The sequence below is a fragment of the Roseibium sp. RP-7 genome (assembly GCF_053005225.1).
The window spans coordinates 1,498,483-1,517,429 of the sequence record NZ_JBRKQA010000001.1 but is presented as its reverse complement, the minus strand read 5'-3'; the positions used below and the strand labels follow the sequence as shown (position 1 = coordinate 1,517,429).

General features: G+C 59.9%; 17 protein-coding genes. 15 read left to right on the top strand and 2 right to left on the bottom strand.

Annotated features, from left to right (window positions below; all coding sequences use genetic code 11):
• Window positions 1-8: 8 nt before the first annotated feature.
• From ACVDG9_RS06870 to ACVDG9_RS06850, 5 genes are read left to right on the top strand one after another with little or no spacing between them, the layout of a single operon-like run.
• Entirely contained in the window at window positions 9-299 is a 291-nt protein-coding gene (locus tag ACVDG9_RS06870) for a putative quinol monooxygenase (protein WP_023000003.1), read from the top strand.
• Entirely contained in the window at window positions 296-1,093 is a 798-nt protein-coding gene (locus tag ACVDG9_RS06865) for an N-acyl homoserine lactonase family protein (protein WP_447237599.1), read from the top strand. Before ACVDG9_RS06870 ends, ACVDG9_RS06865 begins: the two co-directional genes overlap by 4 nt.
• Window positions 1,090-2,322, top strand: a complete 1,233-nt coding sequence (gene otnK, locus ACVDG9_RS06860) for a 3-oxo-tetronate kinase (protein ID WP_447237598.1) — start codon at window positions 1,090-1,092, stop codon at window positions 2,320-2,322. The genes ACVDG9_RS06865 and otnK overlap by 4 nt, the downstream gene beginning before the upstream one ends.
• Window positions 2,319-2,966, top strand: a complete 648-nt coding sequence (gene otnC / locus ACVDG9_RS06855; protein ID WP_168691075.1) for a 3-oxo-tetronate 4-phosphate decarboxylase — start codon at window positions 2,319-2,321, stop codon at window positions 2,964-2,966. Before otnK ends, otnC begins: the two co-directional genes overlap by 4 nt.
• Window positions 2,967-2,977: 11 nt before the next feature.
• Window positions 2,978-4,093: an isocitrate/isopropylmalate dehydrogenase family protein gene (locus ACVDG9_RS06850; protein ID WP_022999999.1), complete on the top strand. Its 1,116-nt coding sequence runs from the start codon at window positions 2,978-2,980 to the stop codon at window positions 4,091-4,093.
• Between the two features lie 28 nt (window positions 4,094-4,121).
• Here ACVDG9_RS06850 and ACVDG9_RS06845 read toward each other — a convergent pair whose 3' ends face one another.
• Complete coding sequence (locus ACVDG9_RS06845) at window positions 4,122-5,156, bottom strand: LacI family DNA-binding transcriptional regulator (RefSeq protein WP_447237597.1); 1,035 nt, start codon at window positions 5,154-5,156, stop codon at window positions 4,122-4,124.
• Window positions 5,157-5,358: 202 nt separating this feature from the next.
• Here ACVDG9_RS06845 and ACVDG9_RS06840 point away from each other — a divergent pair, with 202 nt between their 5' ends.
• The 10 genes from ACVDG9_RS06840 (at window position 5,359) to ACVDG9_RS06795 (ending at window position 17,271) form a co-directional block, all read left to right on the top strand.
• Window positions 5,359-6,882 (top strand): sugar ABC transporter ATP-binding protein, encoded by a 1,524-nt coding sequence (locus ACVDG9_RS06840; protein WP_055658470.1) that lies wholly within the window; start codon window positions 5,359-5,361, stop codon window positions 6,880-6,882.
• A 2-nt stretch (window positions 6,883-6,884) separates the two neighbouring features.
• A complete protein-coding gene (locus tag ACVDG9_RS06835; RefSeq protein WP_447237596.1) occupies window positions 6,885-7,901 on the top strand; it encodes an ABC transporter permease in 1,017 nt (338 codons plus the stop codon).
• Between the two features lie 82 nt (window positions 7,902-7,983).
• Window positions 7,984-8,964: a substrate-binding domain-containing protein gene (locus ACVDG9_RS06830; protein ID WP_022999995.1), complete on the top strand. Its 981-nt coding sequence runs from the start codon at window positions 7,984-7,986 to the stop codon at window positions 8,962-8,964.
• 90 nt (window positions 8,965-9,054) lie between these two features.
• Window positions 9,055-10,110 carry a sugar phosphate isomerase/epimerase family protein gene (locus tag ACVDG9_RS06825; protein WP_022999994.1) on the top strand — a complete coding sequence of 352 codons (1,056 nt, stop codon included), beginning with the start codon at window positions 9,055-9,057 and terminating at the stop codon, window positions 10,108-10,110.
• A gap of 249 nt (window positions 10,111-10,359) precedes the next feature.
• Entirely contained in the window at window positions 10,360-11,520 is a 1,161-nt protein-coding gene (locus tag ACVDG9_RS06820; RefSeq protein ID WP_022999993.1) for a Gfo/Idh/MocA family protein, read from the top strand.
• A gap of 460 nt (window positions 11,521-11,980) precedes the next feature.
• Window positions 11,981-12,934, top strand: a complete 954-nt coding sequence (gene ytfQ, locus ACVDG9_RS06815; protein WP_152511528.1) for a galactofuranose ABC transporter, galactofuranose-binding protein YtfQ — start codon at window positions 11,981-11,983, stop codon at window positions 12,932-12,934.
• A 77-nt stretch (window positions 12,935-13,011) separates the two neighbouring features.
• Complete coding sequence (locus ACVDG9_RS06810; RefSeq protein ID WP_447237595.1) at window positions 13,012-14,526, top strand: sugar ABC transporter ATP-binding protein; 1,515 nt, start codon at window positions 13,012-13,014, stop codon at window positions 14,524-14,526.
• A complete protein-coding gene (locus tag ACVDG9_RS06805) occupies window positions 14,526-15,566 on the top strand; it encodes an ABC transporter permease (protein ID WP_055658468.1) in 1,041 nt (346 codons plus the stop codon). Before ACVDG9_RS06810 ends, ACVDG9_RS06805 begins: the two co-directional genes overlap by 1 nt.
• Entirely contained in the window at window positions 15,566-16,555 is a 990-nt protein-coding gene (yjfF, locus tag ACVDG9_RS06800; RefSeq protein ID WP_055659490.1) for a galactofuranose ABC transporter, permease protein YjfF, read from the top strand. The genes ACVDG9_RS06805 and yjfF overlap by 1 nt, the downstream gene beginning before the upstream one ends.
• Complete coding sequence (locus ACVDG9_RS06795; protein ID WP_152512088.1) at window positions 16,552-17,271, top strand: FadR/GntR family transcriptional regulator; 720 nt, start codon at window positions 16,552-16,554, stop codon at window positions 17,269-17,271. Before yjfF ends, ACVDG9_RS06795 begins: the two co-directional genes overlap by 4 nt.
• Before the next feature lie 152 nt (window positions 17,272-17,423).
• Here the strand turns inward: ACVDG9_RS06795 and ACVDG9_RS06790 are convergent, their stop codons facing one another.
• Window positions 17,424-18,932 (bottom strand): aldehyde dehydrogenase (NADP(+)), encoded by a 1,509-nt coding sequence (locus tag ACVDG9_RS06790; protein ID WP_062489646.1) that lies wholly within the window; start codon window positions 18,930-18,932, stop codon window positions 17,424-17,426.
• Between the last annotated feature and the right edge of the window lie 15 nt (window positions 18,933-18,947).

The following is an 18,947-nucleotide window of genomic DNA, read 5'->3' as shown; positions in this document are numbered from 1 at the left end:
AGAAGAACATGTATGCCGTAACGGTGGTGTTTCAGATCAAGGCCGAGGCGGTGGAGGATTTTCTGCCGCTCATGATCGCAAACGCCGAAGCGTCCCTGAAGGACGAACCCGGATGCAGACAATTCGACGTCTGCACCGACCCTGATCGCCCCGGCGATGTGTTTCTCTATGAACTTTATGACGATGCCGACGCCTTTCAGGCGCATCTGCAAACTCCTCACTTCAAGTCGTTCGATGCAAAGGTTGCCGGGATGATCGCGCAAAAAACGGTTCGAACCTACGCGAAGGTGGCCTCATGAGCCCCTGGCAGGTTTTCGCGGTCAAATATGCCGACAGGAATGCGCGCACGCGCAAGGACAGTTTCCTGTTCGACGACAACCACGACCAGCCACACGAGATGGATTACTTCATCTGGGTGCTGCGGCAGCAGGACGAGATCATTCTGGTCGACACAGGTTACGACGGCGACGAAGGCGCGCGGCGCGGCCGTCCTGTCCGGCTCAATCCGGTAGAGGCCCTGGCCCCTCTCGGCATTGAACCTGAGGCAGTGACGACCATCATCGTCACCCATCTGCATTATGACCACGCGGGCGGCTTGAAGCATTTTCCCAATGCCACCATCCATCTGCAGGCAGCGGAAATGGCTTTCGCCACAGGTCCCTGCATGTGCCAGGGCGCGATGAAGGCTCCCTACACCGCGGACCATGTCTGTGAAGCTGTGCAAAGGCTCTACTCTGGCCGGGTAATCTTTCATGAAGGAGATGGCGAAGTCCGGGAAGGACTTACAGTTCATCGCATTGGCGGGCACAGCAAGGGATTGCAGGCGGTTCGTGTACTGACAGAAGCCGGCTGGATGTGCCTGGCTTCCGACGCAGCCCACTACTACGAGAATTTCCTGGAAGCCAAACCGTTCCCGATCGTTGTCGACATACAGGACATGCTGGATGGGTTTGGAACCATTCAGCACCTTGCCAGCTCGATAGACCTTGTTGTGCCGGGACATGATCCCCTGGTGCGCACCCTCTTTCCGCAACACGGCCCGGACCACATCTTCCGTCTCGACCGTGGTCCACTCAAGGGGATCCGCTCATGAAGCTGGGCGTGATCGCGGATGATTTTACCGGAGCGTCCGACATTGCATTGATGCTGTCGGAAGGCGGCATGACGGCGGCTCAATATGTCGGTGTACCCGATGTTCCGGCACTTGCGTCGGTGGACGCCGGCATCATCAGTCTGAAGTCCCGAACGATCCCAGCTGCAGAGGCCGTTGCCCAGTCCCTGCGAGCCTGCGACTGGCTGACCGGTCAGGGATGCAAGCAGATTGTCTTCAAGATCTGTTCGACGTTCGATTCGACCGACGAAGGCAATATCGGCCCGGTGGCGGAAGCCCTTGCCGACAGGCTTGGCGAGACATGTGTGATCGTCTGCCCGGCCTTTCCGGAAAACGGACGAACCGTCTACCAGGGACATCTCTTCGTCGCAGACAGGCTTTTGAGCGAAAGCGGCATGCGCCACCATCCGTTGACGCCAATGGGCGACCCGGACATCCGGCGCGTGCTGGCTCGTCAGACGTCCTGGACAGTCGGTCATGTCTCCCTCGATCACGTGGCAGATGGTCCGGCTGCAATCAACCTCGCCTGCCCTGCCGACGGCAAGTCGATGGTGATTGTGGATGCAATCCGTAACGATGATCTTGCCACCATTGGGCGAGCAATCGCGGCACGAAAGCTTCTTGTCGGAGGCTCGGGCATAGCCCTCGGCTTGCCCAAGAACTTTGGCCACGCGCCTGCGGTCGCCAACTGGACCGGACATTCGGGTAAAGCCGTGGTTCTGTCCGGTTCATGTTCAATGGCAACTCGCGCCCAGGTCGCGCGCTACAAGGCCATTGCACCATCGCGTGAACTGACTGTCGACGACATCATGGCGAAGGCACTGTCGGTGCAGGAAATCGCCGGCTGGGTACTTCGCCAGGACGCTTCGCCCCTGCTTTATTCCTCCGCCGACCCTGCCGTGGTGAGTGCTGCCCAACAAAAATACGGCAGGGAAAAAAGCGCGGCGGCGATTGAGGAGTTTTTTTCCGATCTGGCGGCGTCGCTGTTCAACGCCGGTGTCAGCCGAATGGTGGTCGCCGGCGGCGAAACGTCAGGGGCCGTTGTTTCCGGTCTCGGGGCAAACACGCTGGATATCGGTCCGAAGATTGCGCCGGGTGTTCCCGCGCTCAAGGTGAGCGGTCAGCCGCTGGCGCTGGCGCTGAAATCCGGCAACTTCGGTGGACCGAACTTCTTCTCCGAGGCGCTCAGCGTTCTGGAGACAAGCCGATGAGCGAAAGCGCAACAACCCGCGAACAGATTTGCCTGATGGCAAAATCGATGTTCGACCGTGGTTTGACACATGGATCGACCGGCAATCTCTCCGTTCGTCTGTCGGATGGCACATTGCTCGTTACCCCGACCGGCTCCTCCATGGGGTTTTTGGACCCGGCCCGGATCAGCCATCTTTCTGCCCACGGCGAACTGCTTTCGGGTGACAGGCCGACGAAGGAAATCCCGCTTCACACGGCCTTTTACGAGACCCGCCATTCGGCAGGTGCGGTCGTGCATCTGCATTCGTGCCACTCGGTTGCGCTTTCCCTGTTGCCGGAGATCGATCCGGACAACGTTCTGCCCCCCCTGACGGCCTACGGGATCATGCAGCTCGGCAAGGTGAAGCTTCTGCCGTTTTTCGTGCCGGGAGATCCGGCAATGGGAGACGCGGTCCGAGGACTTGCAGGCCGTCGTTCTGCCGTTCTGCTGGCCAACCACGGGCCCGTTGTTGCCGGCCGGGATCTGGCTGCCGCCGTCCATGCCATGGAAGAGCTGGAAGCAACAGCCAGGCTTGCCCTTCTGCTTCGCGGCACTGCCGCAACGGCGCTCAATCCGGACCAGATCGGCCGGATCGTCGAGCGCTACGACGTTGATTGGATTTGAGGAACAGTCCCATGAAAATTGCCCTGATAAAAGGTGACGGTATTGGCGTCGATGTGGCGGAAGCAGCCATTGCCGTGCTGGAAACAGCCTTGAAGCACACGGGAGAACCCGCGCCCCGCTATGACGAGATCCAGGCAGGGGCGGGTTACTTCAAGGAGACTGGCCTCGACATCGAAGACGGCGGAGAGGAACGCGCGGGGCTTGCCGATGCAATTTTCCTTGGGGCCATCGGCCTTCCCTCGATCCGGCATGCAAACGGCACGGAGATCTCGCCGCATTTGCGCCTGCGCGATCGCTTTGGGCTTTATGCGGGTGTTCGCCCGGTCAAAGCCTATCCCAACGCACCGCAAAGGCTCGCCGATCCGCGCGCTGCCGGTATCGATCTCGTTATCCTGCGAGAATCTACCGAAGGGCTGTTCTACTCTGCAGCGGCACACAAGCGCAGCCTCGTAGTCAATGATGACGAAGTGCAGGATGTCTTGCGCATCACGCGCAAAACCACCACCAAGCTGCATCGCTTTGCATTCAACCTTGCCCGCAAACGGCGCGAGCGCGGCCATCCGGGCAGGCTCACCTGTGTCGACAAGGCGAATGTGTTCACCTCTCTGGCCTTCTTCCGCCAGATCTTCGACGAAGTGAAATCGGAATTTGCCGACGTGCCTGTCGGCTACAATTACGTCGACGCACAAGCACTCGACCTGGTGCGCAAGCCCTGGGAGTTCGACGTTCTGGTGATGGAAAACATGTTCGGCGACATTCTTTCGGACCTTGCCGGTGGCCTGGTGGGTGGCATGGGCATGGCCGCCTGTGGGGAGATCGGCGACACCACCGGATTGTTTCAGCCAGCCCACGGCAGCGCCCCCGACATCATGGGAGAAGACAAGGCCAACCCGCTGGCCGCGATCTTGAGTGCTGCGCTGATGCTGGACTATCTCGCCGAGAAGTTGGACAAGCCCTCCCTTGCCGACGCCGCAGACCTGATCAACGGCGCAGTCGACACCGGCTTTCAGGAAAACGTGTTGCGACCGATGGAATTCGGCGGTGACATGGGAACCAGGGCGGTCACGAACCAGCTCCTTACGCTTATCGGATCATCGACTGCGATCAGAAGGTCTGCCAGCGCCTAATGCGCACTGGCATCACGCCCGCAGCACGTCACTTCAGCTTGCGCGAAATGCCACCACAGCTCTCGCGCACGATGAGATCCCCGTGGAGCAGATGAGTGCGCGTTTCCAGGGACCGGTTCGCAAGGCGATCAAGCAGGATTGTCATGGCCTTTTCGCCGATATGTTGCCGGGGTTGGCGAATTGTCGTCAATCCGGGCGTGAAATTGTTGGCAAAGGGAATGTCGTCGAAACCAAGCACGGAGAAATCTTCCGGGACGCGGTAGCCACGCAGTTGAAGCGCCGAGATGACCCCAATGGCGGTGTTGTCGTTGAAACAGAAGAAAGCGGTCGGCAGGTCGTCCTTGATGAACAGCCGTTCGACGGCGGCACGCCCGCTCTCGCTGGAGCCGTCGCCCTCCACGCGCCAGTCGCGCAATGCTTCGGGTGATTCTCTCAACCCTTGCAGATATCCGGAATGGCGAAGATCGCTGCGGATGTCGGCGGGCCCGCCGGAAATATAGGTGATCCGCCGATGCCCCAGGGAGATCAGATATTCGGTCGCCACCTTGGAGGCCGCGACATCATCCACGCCGACGTAGCTGATTTCAGGGTTCGAGACCGGACGCTCGGTCGCCACGATCGGCGGCAGATTGGTGAGCGGTGTTTGTGGCTGCCCGGCAACCGGAATATGTCCTGTCAGCAAGACAAGCCCGTCGGCCATGCCCGTCGACAGGAAACGCAGGTAGTTCTGCTCCAGTCCGCTGGTACCTTCGGTGTTGCCGATGAGGACACCATAACCACGGTCGTTTGCCGCCTTTTCCAGCCCTGTCAGAATGCCGGCAAAGTTTGGATCAGCAATGGAAGACGCCAGCACCAGCACCATCTGCGAGCGCTGCATGCGCAGGTTCTGCGCCATGGCGTTGGCGGTGTAGCCGGTCCGGGCAATGGCGGCCGTAACCTTCTTGCGCGTGCTCTCGGCAACCTTCTCCGGCGAGCGCAAGGCCCTGCTGACGGTCGCGATGGATACGCCCGCCAGTTTCGCAACGTCTTCAATGGTCGCCGGCCGCTCGCCCGGTTCGGTCATTTTCTATTTCCAGACATGCTGCGGTGCGGCCTCGTGGTAAGTCCATGAATCGCAACGCCATCTACGCTGTATAGAACGCATTGCACATAATGAAAAGGTTTACAGAGGCCAATGTAAAGGTTTACACGATCCATGAAAACGTTTACATCAAACGCACGGCGCCATTGAGGAAGAGGGCTTTGGCGCCTTGGGAGGAACAAGAATGAGCGTGGACACCACTGCTCCGGCAGCGGTCATCGAGGCCGTGAACATCAGCAAATCCTTTGGGCCGGTTCCCGTGCTGTTCAGTGTCAGCATGGACGTCCGCCCTGGCGAGGTTCATGCCCTGATCGGCGAGAACGGCGCCGGCAAGTCGACGCTGATGAAAATCCTCTCCGGGTTTCATGATCCGACCTCCGGCCAGATCCGTCTCGACGGCAAGCAGACCGACCTGCCCGCGAACGGTGGCGCAGAGAAACTCGGCGTCGTGCTGATCCACCAGGAGCTCAACCTCGCCGAACAGATGACGGTAGAGGAAAACGTGTTCCTCGGCCGCGAGATCAAATCCAACGGTTTTCTGGACAAGGCGGCCATGCAGGCAACCGTCCGGAAGTATCTGGACGAGATCGGCCTCGACATTTCCCCGACCGATCGCATTTCCGACCTTACCATCGCCCAGAAGCAGATGGTCGAGATCGTCAAGGCCGTCAGCCGGAACGCCCGCATCCTGATCATGGACGAACCAACCGCCGTTCTGACCGAGGAGGAAACCCAGGTTTTCTTCCGTCAGGTGGAAAAGCTGAAAGAAAGCGGCGTCGGCATCGTGTTCGTTTCGCACAAGCTCAACGAGGTCAAGGAAATTGCCGACCGCGTCACCATCCTGCGTGACGGTCAGTGGATCGACACGCGTGCCTCCAGCGATCTGACGCCGGACATGATGGCCCAGATGATGGTTGGCCGGGAGCTTTCCGATCTCTACCCGCCCATGCATGAGGCAGACGTCGATGCAGAGCTCGTTCTGGAAGTCCAGAACCTGCGTGCGCCGTCCGTCGACAACGTCAGCTTCAGCCTGCGCAAGGGCGAGATATTGGGCTTTTCGGGTCTGATCGGCTCCGGCAGGACCGCAGTCTTCGAGACGATTTGCGGCCTTGCGCCGTTTGAAGCAGGAACCATCAGGCTTTTTGGACGCGACACCGGCCCCATGACCGTCGCGCAGGCACGTGACCTTGGTTTGGCCTATCTCACCAAGGACCGGAAAGAAAAAGGACTGCTTCTCGACAAGAAGATGCGGCCAAACCTGACCCTGTTCGCCCTGCCGAAATTCGTCCGCAATTTCGGTCTCGACAGCAAGGCGGAAGAAGACGCGCTCAACCGTGCCATCCGCCGCTTCGATGTTCGGGCCCGCGACAAGGAAATCACGGTCGGCAAGCTGTCGGGCGGCAACCAGCAGAAGCTGCTGCTCGCCAAGATCATGGAATGCGATCCGAAGATCGTCATCATCGATGAACCGACCCGCGGTATCGATGTCGGCACGAAACAACAGATCTACCACTTCATCGCTGCCCTTGCCGCCGAAGGGGTTTCGGTCGTGGTCATCTCTTCGGAGATGCCGGAAATCATCGGTATTTGCCATCGGGTGGTGGTGATGCGCGAAGGGCATATCACCGGCGTTCTGACCGGCGATCACATCAACGAAAACGAAATCATGCGCTACGCTGCCGGGCTGAAACGGGAGGAACTCCATTGACCATGATGACCGCGTCTGACGATACAGCGGCCAAGCCGGCCAAGAGGTCTTCCATAGACTTCAAAACGATTGGCCCCGCAGTTGCCCTTCTGATCCTTTGCATTATCGGCTTTCTGCTGAACCCTGCCTTCGTCAGCGAAGGCAATCTGACCAACCTGCTGACCCGCTCTGCCTTTATCGGCATCATTGCTGTCGGGGCGACCTTCGTCATCACCGTCGGAGGCATCGATCTGTCTGTGGGGTCCATGGCGGCAGCCATTTCCGGTGTCATGATCATCATCATGAACAACGCCGTCGAGACCATGGGCAGCGGTGTTCCGACAGTTCTGCTCGGCTGCGGCCTTGCCATCGTGCTGGGCATCGGGGCCGGTTGGGTGAACGGTGCCCTGACCACCAAGGGCAAGATCGAAGCCTTCATCGTGACGCTCGGCACAATGGGCATCTATCGCTCGCTGGTGACCTACTTTGCCGATGGTGGCACCCTGTCGCTCAACTTCGATATTCGCGGAACCTACCGGCCCGTCTATTACGACACGTTTTTGGGCCTGCCCTTCCCTGTCTGGGTGTTCATCGCGGTTGCCATCTGCGGCTGGCTGTTGCTGAACCGTACCGCGTTCGGCCGCTATTGCACGGCCATCGGTTCGAACGAGGCTGTCGCCAGATACTCGGCGATCAACGTGGACCGTGTGAAGACGCTTACCTATGTCATCCAGGGCCTGTGCGTTTCCTTTGCCACCATCATTTACGTGCCCCGCCTCGGCTCGGCGTCCGCGTCCACCGGCGTGTTGTGGGAACTTGAGGCGATCGCCGCGGTCATTATCGGCGGTACGGTGCTGAAGGGTGGGTATGGCCGGATCGGTGGCACCATCCTTGGTGCGCTCATTCTCACCACCATCGGCAACATATTGAACTTCACCGATGTGATCTCGAATTACCTGAATGGAACCATGCAGGGCCTGATCATCATCGTCGCAGTGTTTCTTCAGCGCAGTGACTGGAAGCTCCGCAAGAGCAAGTAAGCCCCTGACCTGATTTCAACCGACCCGGGACCCGTCCCCAATTCAAATACCGGATCGCACCGGACGGGAGAGGTGCGTCCAGATGGCAGCATTGAAGGAGGAAGCAATGCTCATGAAGAAAGCTTTGGGAGTGATCGCGGTAACCGGTGCGCTGGCCTTTGCGGGCGCTGCGGTTGCACAGGAAAAAATCAAGATCGGCGTCAGCTATCCGACCCCGACCCATGCCTGGGCAGCCGGCATGAACTGGCACGCGGAACAAGCGGAAAAGCGGCTTGAGGCGCTTTATCCGGATGTCGATCTCATCCTGGTGAACTCGCCGGATCCGGAAGCACAGGCAAGTGCCCTGGAAGACCTGGTCTCCGTTCACCAGATCAAAGCCCTGGTTGTTCTGCCGTTCGAATCCGAACCGCTGACCGACCCGGTGCTGAACGTCAAGAAATCCGGTGCATGGATCACGGTCGTCGACCGCGGCCTCAGCCAGCCGGGCATCGAAGACCTTTATGTGGCCGGCAACAACCCGGAACTAGGCCGTGTTTCCGCGCAGTACATGAAGACCCGCCTGAAGGACGGCGACAACATCGTCATCCTGCGCGGTATTCCGACGGTCATCGACAATGAGCGCTTCGACGCGTTCATGGCGGAGATCGAAGGCTCCGGCATCAACGTGCTCGACCACAAGCACGCCAACTGGAACCGCGACGATGGCTTTGAAGTGATGCAGGACTTCCTGTCCCGCTTCCCGGACATCGACGCGGTCTGGGCCCAGGACGACGACATCGCCATTGGCGTGGTTGCCGCCCTGAAACAGGCTGGCCGTGACGGCGACGGCATGTTCGTCGTTGGCGGTGCCGGCATGAAGGAAACCATCAAGGCAATCATGGACGGCGATACCCTTATTCCGGTCGACGTTCTCTATCCGCCGGCAATGATCGCCACCGCCATGGACCAGACGGTTGCTGCCTTCAAGTCCAATGGTCCGGTTGCCGGCCGCTACATTCTCGGTGCGACGCTGATCACGCCGGAAAATGCTGAAAACTACTACTTCCCGGATTCGCCCTTCTAAGGCTTCGGGACGTAGCAGGCCGGGGTCTTTCGCGATGGGACCCCGGCCCTTTCCACCTCACCTCACCTTCCCCGATTTCTGGAGAATGTCATGAAAACCATAAAGGGTCCGGCGTTGTTTCTCGCCCAGTTTGCGGGGGACGAAGCGCCGTTCAATTCCTGGGCGTCGATCACGAAATGGGCCGCGGATTGCGGCTATCTTGGCGTTCAGGTACCCAGTTGGGACAGCAGGCTGATCGACCTTGAAAAGGCAGCCAGTTCCAAGACCTATTGCGACGAATTCATTGGTACAGCGCGCGAGAACGGTGTCGAGATCACCGAGCTTTCAACCCACTTGCAGGGCCAGCTTGTTGCCGTGCACCCGGCCTATGACACGGCTTTCGACGGCTTTGCCGCGCCGCATGTCCATGGCAATCCTGCCGCCCGTCAGGCCTGGGCGGTCGACCAGGTCAAACTGGCCCTGGCCGCAAGCCGCAATCTCGGCATTTCAGCCCACGCAACCTTTTCCGGCGCGCTTGCCTGGCCCTATGTCTATCCGTGGCCGCAGCGTCCTGCCGGACTGATCGAAACCGCATTTGACGAACTTGCCAGACGCTGGCGTCCGATCCTCGACTATGCCGAGGAAATGGGGGTTGATGTCTGTTACGAAATTCACCCGGGTGAGGACCTGCATGACGGCATCACCTTCGAGATGTTCCTGGAGCGCGTCAACGGTCACGACCGCTGCAAGATGCTCTACGATCCGTCCCACTATGTGCTGCAATGCCTTGATTATCTGGACAATATCGACATCTACAAGGACCGGATCGGCATGTTCCACGTCAAGGATGCCGAGTTCAACCCGACCGGACGTCAGGGTGTTTATGGCGGCTACCAGTCGTGGGTCGACCGCGCCGGACGCTTCCGGTCCCTTGGCGACGGCCAGGTCGATTTCGGAGCCGTCTTTTCCAAGATGGCCGCGAATGATTTCGATGGCTGGGCCGTGGTTGAGTGGGAATGCTGCCTGAAGCACCCTGAAGACGGGGCCCGGGAAGGCGCGGACTTCGTGAAGGCTCACATCATCCGCGTGACCGAAAAGGCCTTTGACGATTTCGCGGACGGCGGCAGTGACGAGGCAGCCAACCGGAAGATGCTCGGGATCAACTAGGGTTTTGACTTCGACGAGGCAACAATTGGACGGGTCGGCGACGACGCTCGCCACCTCTCACTCTCGTCATGAGGAGGACCGCCCGGTCCGTTTCGAAGCATGGGCTGCAATCTTGAAAACAAGTGGCCCCTCCCTCGAAAAAGCGCATCCGCGCTTCCTCAGCATGAGGTTTCTATGTATGTAAACAACGCGTGTAATCGATTACAGCGCGCGGCACGATAGAACAGAAACAGTTTCAGGAGGAGCGATATGGCCATCGAAGGAAAAGACACCGTGCAGACGCGCCCGATCCGGCTCGGCATGGTCGGCGGCGGCAAGGATGCCTTTATCGGCGCCGTTCACCGAATTGCCGCGCGCATCGACGGCGCCTACGACCTGGTGGCAGGCGCCCTGTCTTCCACCCCGGAGAAAGCGCTTGAGTCTGGCCGCGCGCTCGGCCTCAAGGAAGATCGCATCTATGGCTCTTTCGAGGAAATGGCCAAGCGTGAAGCCCGGCTGAAAGACGGCATAGAAGCCGTTGCCATCGTCACGCCGAACCACATGCACTATCCCGCGGCGAAGGAATTCCTGAAACGCGGGATCCATGTCATCTGCGACAAGCCTCTGACTTCGACCCTGGCCGATGCCAAGAAATTCGTGAAGGCTGCGGAAAGCTCCGATGCCCTCTTCTTCCTGACCCACAACTACACCGGTTATCCGATGGTTCGGCAGGCACGCGAGATGGTGGCCAGTGGCGACCTCGGCACGATCCGCGTCGTTCAGGTGGAGTATCCCCAGGACTGGCTGACGGTGGAACAGCACAACAAGCAGGCTGATTGGCGTACAGACCCGGCACGCACGGGCCTTGGCGGCTCCACGGGCGATATCGGCACTCATGCCTATAATCTTGCCTGCTTCATCACAGGCCAGTCGGCGGAAAGCCTTGCTGCAGACCTGCAGTCCTTCGTTCCGGGCCGTCAGGTGGATGACAACGGCCACGTGATGCTGCGCTACGCCAGCGGCGCGCGCGGCATGCTGTGGTGTTCGCAGGTGGCACCGGGCAACGAGAACAATCTCAAGATCCGGATCTATGGCGACAAGGCCGGGCTCGAGTGGCACCAGGAAGACCCGAACTATCTCCACTACACACCTTTCGGAAAGCCGAAGCAGCTGCTGACCCGGGGCGGTGCCGGCATGCTCGACAGCATCGCCTCGGCCACCCGTGTGCCGCCAGGACATCCGGAAGGCTATCTGGAAGGCTTCGCCAACCTCTACAAGGACGCTGCCGACGCCATCCGTGCCCACCAGTCCGGCAAGGACGCCAGCTCTCTGGTTCCGGGAATCACGGACGGACTTGCCGGCGTGCGCTTTGTCGACGCCTGCGTCCGCTCTTCGGCGAAAAACGCTGCCTGGGTGAAGCTGGACGGATAGTCTTGCCTATCGTCGCACTTCACGAAGCCCGGGCTTTGCTGCCCGGGCTTTCGTCGTTTTCAGGGCACGTTCCCTCGAGAAAGCAGGGCCACAGAACAACATCCTTGCCGCTCTCGGCAATTCCACACGGAGGTGTGTGCTGGACCCTGGAACTTGACTTGGTGCGGGAGGACCAATGATGAGCCTCATCCCTTCCTCGTCGCGCCATGGCTCAACAGTGGTTTCCATGCCTCTTCCTGACCTTCGTCACGCCTCCCGGAAATGGTCCGGCATCGGCGTGAATTGCCGGATCAGGCCTAGAAACGGCGAAGGAAAGAGGCAATCCAGATCGTTATTTTTTTCATTATTACAGATACTTACCCATCCCGTTCGCACCGCACAACGCTACTCGCTTTACAAAAGTAATAAAGTATTACTTAATGATTTTTGTGAGGAGAATATACCTTGTGGAGGAGACCCTATGAAACTCAAGGCAATGCTTATTGCCGGGGCAATGTCGTTTGTCCCGATGACCGCCATGGCTGCCGATCTGACCATCGGTTTTTCGCAGATCGGATCTGAATCCGGTTGGCGTGCAGCTGAAACAACTGTCACCAAGCAGGAAGCTGAAAAGCGCGGCATTGATCTGAAATTTGCCGATGCCCAGCAGAAGCAGGAAAACCAGATCAAGGCGATCCGGTCTTTCATCGCACAAGGTGTCGATGCGATCCTGCTCGCTCCTGTGGTTGCCACCGGTTGGGACGAAGTCCTGGAAGAAGCCAAGGATGCCGAGATCCCGGTCGTGCTGCTTGACCGGACTGTCGACGCACCGGAAGATCTTTACATGACCGCCGTCACGTCGGATCTGGTTCATGAAGGCAGCGTCGCCGGCCAGTGGCTGGTTGATGAAACTGCCGGCGAGAAGTGCGACATCGTCGAACTTCAGGGAACAACCGGTTCCAGCCCCGCCATCGATCGCAAGAAGGGCTTCGAGCAGGCGATTTCCGGCCATGACAATCTGAACATTGTCCGTAGCCAGACCGGCGACTTCACCCGCAGCCAGGGCAAGGTCGTCATGGAAAGCTTCCTGAAGGCTGTTGGCGGCGCCAACATCTGTGCCCTTTATGCCCACAACGACGACATGGCCGTCGGCGCCATCCAGGCGATCAAGGAAGCTGGGCTGAAGCCCGGTGAGGACATCAAGATCGTCTCGATCGACAGTGTTCCGGACATCCACCTGGCGATGGCAAACGGCGAAGCCAATGCCACGATCGAACTGACCCCGAACATGGCAGGCCCGGCGCTGGACGCGCTTGAAGCTTTCCTTGCAGATGGCACGATGCCGCCGAAGTGGATCCAGACCGAGTCCAAACTCTACACGCTCAAAGATGATAACATGGCCATCTACGAGATGAAGAAAGACCTGGGATACTAAGAACGATCCCGATGCCGGGCGGCCTGCCGCCCGGCATCTCAAGGTTCAGGAAGTCCGACTTCGGGGGAAGCCGATACATGGCGAGCGTAACCGACCCTGTGCTCGAATGCCGGGGCATATCCAAATTCTTTCCGGGGGCCATAGCGCTGGATGCAGTGGACCTGACCCTTTATCCGGGTGAAGTGCATGCGCTGCTCGGCGAAAACGGGGCCGGAAAATCCACCCTGATCAAATGCCTGACCGGTGCCTATCGGCGCGATGCCGGCACCATCCTCCTGAACAGCCAGGAAATCTCGCCCAACAGCACTCAGGACAGCCAGAAACTGGGTATCGGCACCGTCTACCAGGAAGTGAATCTGCTGCCGAACCTGACTGTTGCGGAGAACCTTTTTCTCGGCCGCCAGCCGATGTGGCACGGGTTCATTTCCCAGCGCAAGATGATGAAGATGGCGCGGGACCTGCTTGCCGAATTCGGCCTTTCCGTCAATCCGGCCGAACCGCTGTCGGCCTATTCCGTCGCCGTACAACAGGTGGTCGCGATTGCCCGTGCCGTCGAGCTTTCCGGCAAGGTTCTGATCCTTGACGAACCGACAGCCAGCCTCGACCGGGATGAGGTTGACCTTGTTTTTTCCGTCATTGAAAAACTGAAGGCGCGTGGCCTTGCCATTGTCTTCATCACGCATTTCCTCGACCAGGTGTTCGAGATCTCCGACCGGGCAACGGTGCTGAGAAACGGCCGGGTGGTTGGCACCCGTCAGCTTGCAGACGCAACCCAGACCGAGATCGTGACGCTGATGCTCGGCCGGCAGCTGGAAGATCGCATTCACGACCGCGCCCCGTCGGCAACCGGTGACACATTGATAGAGCTGACGAACTTCGGCAAACGCGGCATGATCACGCCGTTTGACCTGACCGTGCGCAAGGGCGAAGTGGTCGGCCTGGCCGGGCTTCTGGGGTCTGGACGTACGGAAACTGCCGAAATCATCTTTGGCGCCGTGCAGGCTGACCAGGGCGAAGCGCTGCTGGAAGGCAAGAAAGTCACCATCAAGAGCCCGCGTGAGGCCGTCGCGCACCGGTTTGCGCTCTGTCCGGAAGACCGGAAGAGCGACGGTATCGTCGGCGATCTTTCCGTGCGGGAGAATATCATTCTGGCTCTGCAGGCCCGACAGGGCTGGTTCCGGCCATTACCAAAAGCAAAGGTCAACGAACTGGCGGAAGCCTATGTGAAGGCCCTCGACATTCGCCTCGCCAGCCTGGACATGCCGATCCGCCTGCTTTCTGGCGGCAATCAGCAGAAGGCACTGCTGGCAAGATGGCTGGCAACCAATCCGGCCTTCCTCATCCTGGATGAACCGACACGCGGCATCGATGTCGGCGCCCACGCGGAAATCATCGCCCTTATCGAGAAGCTGCGCGAAGACGGCATGGCGCTTCTTGTGGCCTCGTCCGAGCTGGAAGAACTCGTCGCCTATTCCACCCGGGTGATCGTGCTGCGTGACCGGCGTCAGGTATGCGAACTTGCCGGTGACGACATCACGACTTCCAACATTGTCGCGGCCATTGCCGACGAACCCATGGCGGAGGCCGTTTGATGACCGCACATGTTCACAACACCCTCCGGCGGATCACCCCGCAGCTGATCATCCTGGCTGCCGTTCTGATGTTGAACTTCATGGTATTCCCGGATTTCTTCCGGATAGAATTCCAGAACGGGCGCCTCTTCGGCAATCTGATTGACGTGCTCAATCGTGGCGCGCCAACCGCCCTTCTGTGCATCGGCATGACACTGGTCATCGCGACCAGAGGCATCGATCTGTCGGTTGGCGCCGTCATGGCAATTGCCGGTGCGGTTGCCGCTTCCCTTGCCGTGGATGGACACGGCTGGCACGTCGCCCTTACCGGTGCGCTTGCCGTCGGTGCGATCTGCGGCCTGTGGAACGGCGTTCTGGTTGCTGTCCTGCGCATTCAGCCGATCGTCGCAACGCTTGTGCTGATGGTGGCCGGCCGTGGCATTGCGCAGCTGGTGACGGAGGGAACGATCCTGACCTTCCTGGATCCTGGGCTCATCCACCTGGGCGCCGGCACGATCCTGGGCATTCCGACCCCGATCCTGATCTGGATCGGGCTTGGGCTCGCGGTTGCGGCCGTGGTCCGTAAGACAGCGCTTGGCATGCTGATCGAGGCAATCGGCATCAACGAGAGCTCTTCGCGCCTTGCGGGCATCAACAGCCGCGTGCTCATCATCTCGGTCTATCTGATTTCCGGTGTCTGTGCGGCCCTGGCCGGCGTTATCGTCGCGGCGGATATCAAGGGGGCAGATGCCAACAATGCCGGTCTCTGGCTGGAACTTGATGCCATCCTTGCGGTGGTGATTGGTGGCAACTCGCTGCTTGGCGGGCGTTTCTCGATCATGGCGTCGCTGCTCGGAGCCCTGATCATCCAGTCGGTGAATTCGGTGATCCTGCTGTCCGGCATGCCGCCTGAATTCAATCTGGTCATCAAGGCACTGATCATCATCGCGATCCTGGTCATCCAGTCTCCGACCGTGAAACACGCGCTTTACATCTTGCGGGCTTCCGCGGAGCCCCAGCCGTCTGACCCCATCAAGGAAGCGAAAGAAAGCCCGCAATGATCCGCTCCACTCATCTGCCGCTTCTGATCACCATCGCGACTTTCGTGCTGGCCTATACGCTGTGCGCGTCGCAATACCCGGCGATGCTGTCGACACGGGTCGTCGCGAACCTTCTGACAGACAACGCCTTTCTTGGAATAGCCGCCGTCGGCATGACCTTCGTGATCCTTTCGGGGGGCATCGATCTTTCGGTCGGCTCGGTGATCGCCTTTACCGGCGTCTTTCTGGCTGTGATCCTGAGGGATACCTCGATCCATCCGCTGGTCGCCTTTGTCCTGGTACTGGCGATCACCATTTCCTTCGGCGCGGCGATGGGGGCGATGATCCACTATCTGGAGATGCCGCCCTTCATCGTCACGCTGGCAGGCATGTTCCTGGCCCGCGGCGCGGCCTATGTACTGTCGACCGACAGCGTGCCGATCACCCACGAGTTCTACGACACACTGCAGTCGCTTTACTGGAAGGCTCCGGGCGGTGGACGTTTCCGGCTCACCGGCATGATCATGCTGCTGACCTTCCTCGTCGGCATCATCGTCGCCCACCGCACCCGCTTCGGCCAGAATGTCTATGCACTTGGCGGCGGGCTGTCGACTGCCCGGCTGATGGGCGTTCCCCTGGCAAGGACTACCATCGGCATCTACGCAACGTCAGGCGGCCTTGCCGGACTCGCCGGGATCATCTTCTCTCTCTACACGTCCGCCGGCTATTCACTGGCGACGGTAGGGGTCGAACTCGACGCCATCGCGGCGGTGGTGATCGGCGGCACATTGCTTACCGGCGGCACTGGTTTTGTCGCAGGCACATTCTTTGGCATTTTGATCATGGGGTTGATACAAACCTTTATCGTGTTCGACGGAACGCTTTCGAGCTGGTGGACAAAGATCGTGATCGGCGGTTTGCTCTTCGGCTTCATCTTGCTTCAGAAGGGACTCACTTGGGCAACGACACTGCGCAGAAAACCAGCGACAGAGTTCGCCGCGCAATCATGACCTTCGTCGCCACCGGCGGGTTGGGAAGCCAGATCGGAAACCATACCGATCAGGTTGTCGAGCAACTGGGAAGAGCCATCGTTGCAGGTGAGTATCCGCCGGAAACGATGATCCCCCTGGACCCGGACATTTCGGAAATGTTCGACGTCTCGCGCACGGTGGTGCGGGAAGCGAAGAAGACGCTGATCGCAAAAGGCCTGATCCAGTCGAAAGCCAAGGTTGGAACCCATGTCCGGCCCGCATCCGAATGGAACATGTTCGATCCGGACGTCCTGCGCTGGCACGCCGCGCTCAACAACCAGCGTCCGTTTCTGGAAGACCTGTTCGAGATCCGCCTGATCTTCGAACCGGCGGCGGCAGGCAGCGCCGCCAAGCGCGCAACCGATGCGGAATGCGTGACCCTGTCCAAACTCTGCGACAACCTTGCCAGCGGCAAGGACAGGGCTGCCGTGGCCGTGGCCGATCTGGAGTTTCACAAGATGATCCTGAAGCTCTCCGGCAATCGCTTCCTGCAGTCACTTGGAGATCTCGTTCAGGCCGCGCTGTATTCCCTCTTCATTGCCGAGGCCAACGAGCGCAACGACCAGGAAACCTACGAGTTCGTCGAGCGTCACCGTGCCATCGTCACGGCCATCAAGGCCGGAGACGCGAAAGCCGCTCATGACGCCATGGTCGCCGTCATCCTGGCCGGCCGGAAGATCGAACTGAATATCTGAGGCTTCAAACTTGAAAAAACGCCTCATCCTGAGGAGCGCACTTGTGCGCGTCTCGAAGGATGGGCCACTTGTTCAGAGCAAGGTGCCCATCCTTCGAGACGGACCTGAAGGTCCTCCTCAGGATGAGGTCGTCATTTGATCGCCCACCCGGCTCAGCTGGCCGGCAGCAGGTCGTCCGGCAGGTTCTGGTAGCAGACCGGGCGCAGGAAGCGCCGGATAGCCATCGTGCCGACGGAGGTAGCGCCGAAGTTGGTCGATGCCGGGTAAGGCCCGCCGTGAACCATGCTGTCGGCGACTTCCACACCGGTCGGGAAGCCATTTGCAAGCACGCGGCCTGCCTTGCGCTCCAGCACCGGCATCAGCTTGCGGGCAAGGTCCTTGTCGCCTGCATCCATCTGCAACGTGCAGGTGAGCTGGCCTTCCAGGCCCTTGGCGATTTCCAGAAGCTGTGCTTCATCCTTCACGCGGACCACGATGCCGAGCGGGCCGAAGACTTCCTCGCCCAGTTCCTCGTTGGCCAGCCAGTTGTCGCCGGTGGTCTCGAAGACGTAAGGCGCGGCTTCACGGGTCTCGCAGGACGTGCCGATCAGTTCGCGGACACCGCTGGAAGCGGCAACCCGCTTGGAACCGGACCGGTAGGCGGCAGCAATTCCGTCTGTCAGCATGGTCTGCTTGCCAATGCCGCCGAGGGCTTCTGTTGCTGTCGCAACGAAGGCGTCCGCATCCGGACCTTCCAGCACCAGGATAACGCCGGGGTTGGTGCAGAACTGGCCAGCGCCCATTGTCAGCGATCCGGCCCAGCCCTTTGCAATTGCCTCGCCGCGAGCGGAGAGCGCCGCCGGCAGCAGGAACATCGGGTTGACCGAACCAAGCTCACCAAAGAACGGGATCGGCACCGGGCGCTGTGCGCACATGTCGAACAGGGCACGGCCGCCACGCAGGGAGCCAGTGAAACCGACGGCGGTGATCAGCGGGTGCTGAACAAGCGCCTGGCCAACCTCGAAACCATTGCCCTGGATGAAGGAGAAGACACCCGGATGCAGGCCGCAGGACTTGATGGCTGCGGCGATCGCCTCGGCGACAATCTCACCGGTGCCCGGATGGGCCGGGTGGCCACGGACGACCACGGGGCAGCCGGCAGCCAGAGCCGATGCCGTATCACCGCCGGCGGTCGAAAATGCCAGCGGGAAGTTGGAAGCACCGAAGACCGCGACCGGCCCGATCGGGCGCTGGACCAGCTTCAGGTCCGGGCGCGGCAGAGGCTGGCGGTCCGGCAGGGCTTCGTCGTGACGCTTGTCGAGATAATCGCCTTTCAGAATATGTGAGGCAAACAGGCGCAACTGGCCGGTGGTGCGACCACGCTCGCCCTGGAGACGCGCTTCCGGCAAACCGGTTTCGGAAGTGCCGATCTCGGTGATGGCGTCCGCACGGGCTTCAATCTCGTCTGCAATGGCATTGAGGAATTTCGCCCGCTCTTCACTGCTGGAATAGCCATAGCTCCAGAAGGCTTCTTCCGCTGCGCGGCAGGCCGCGTCCACCTGGTCGGCGGTACCGACGGAAAAAGCGTGAGACGCGCCATGCGCCGGTTCGGAGGTAAATGTTGCATCGCCGGCAACCCATTGCCCTGCAACAAGCTGCTTTCCGTGAGGCATAAATGTCATGTCAAACCTTCTGGT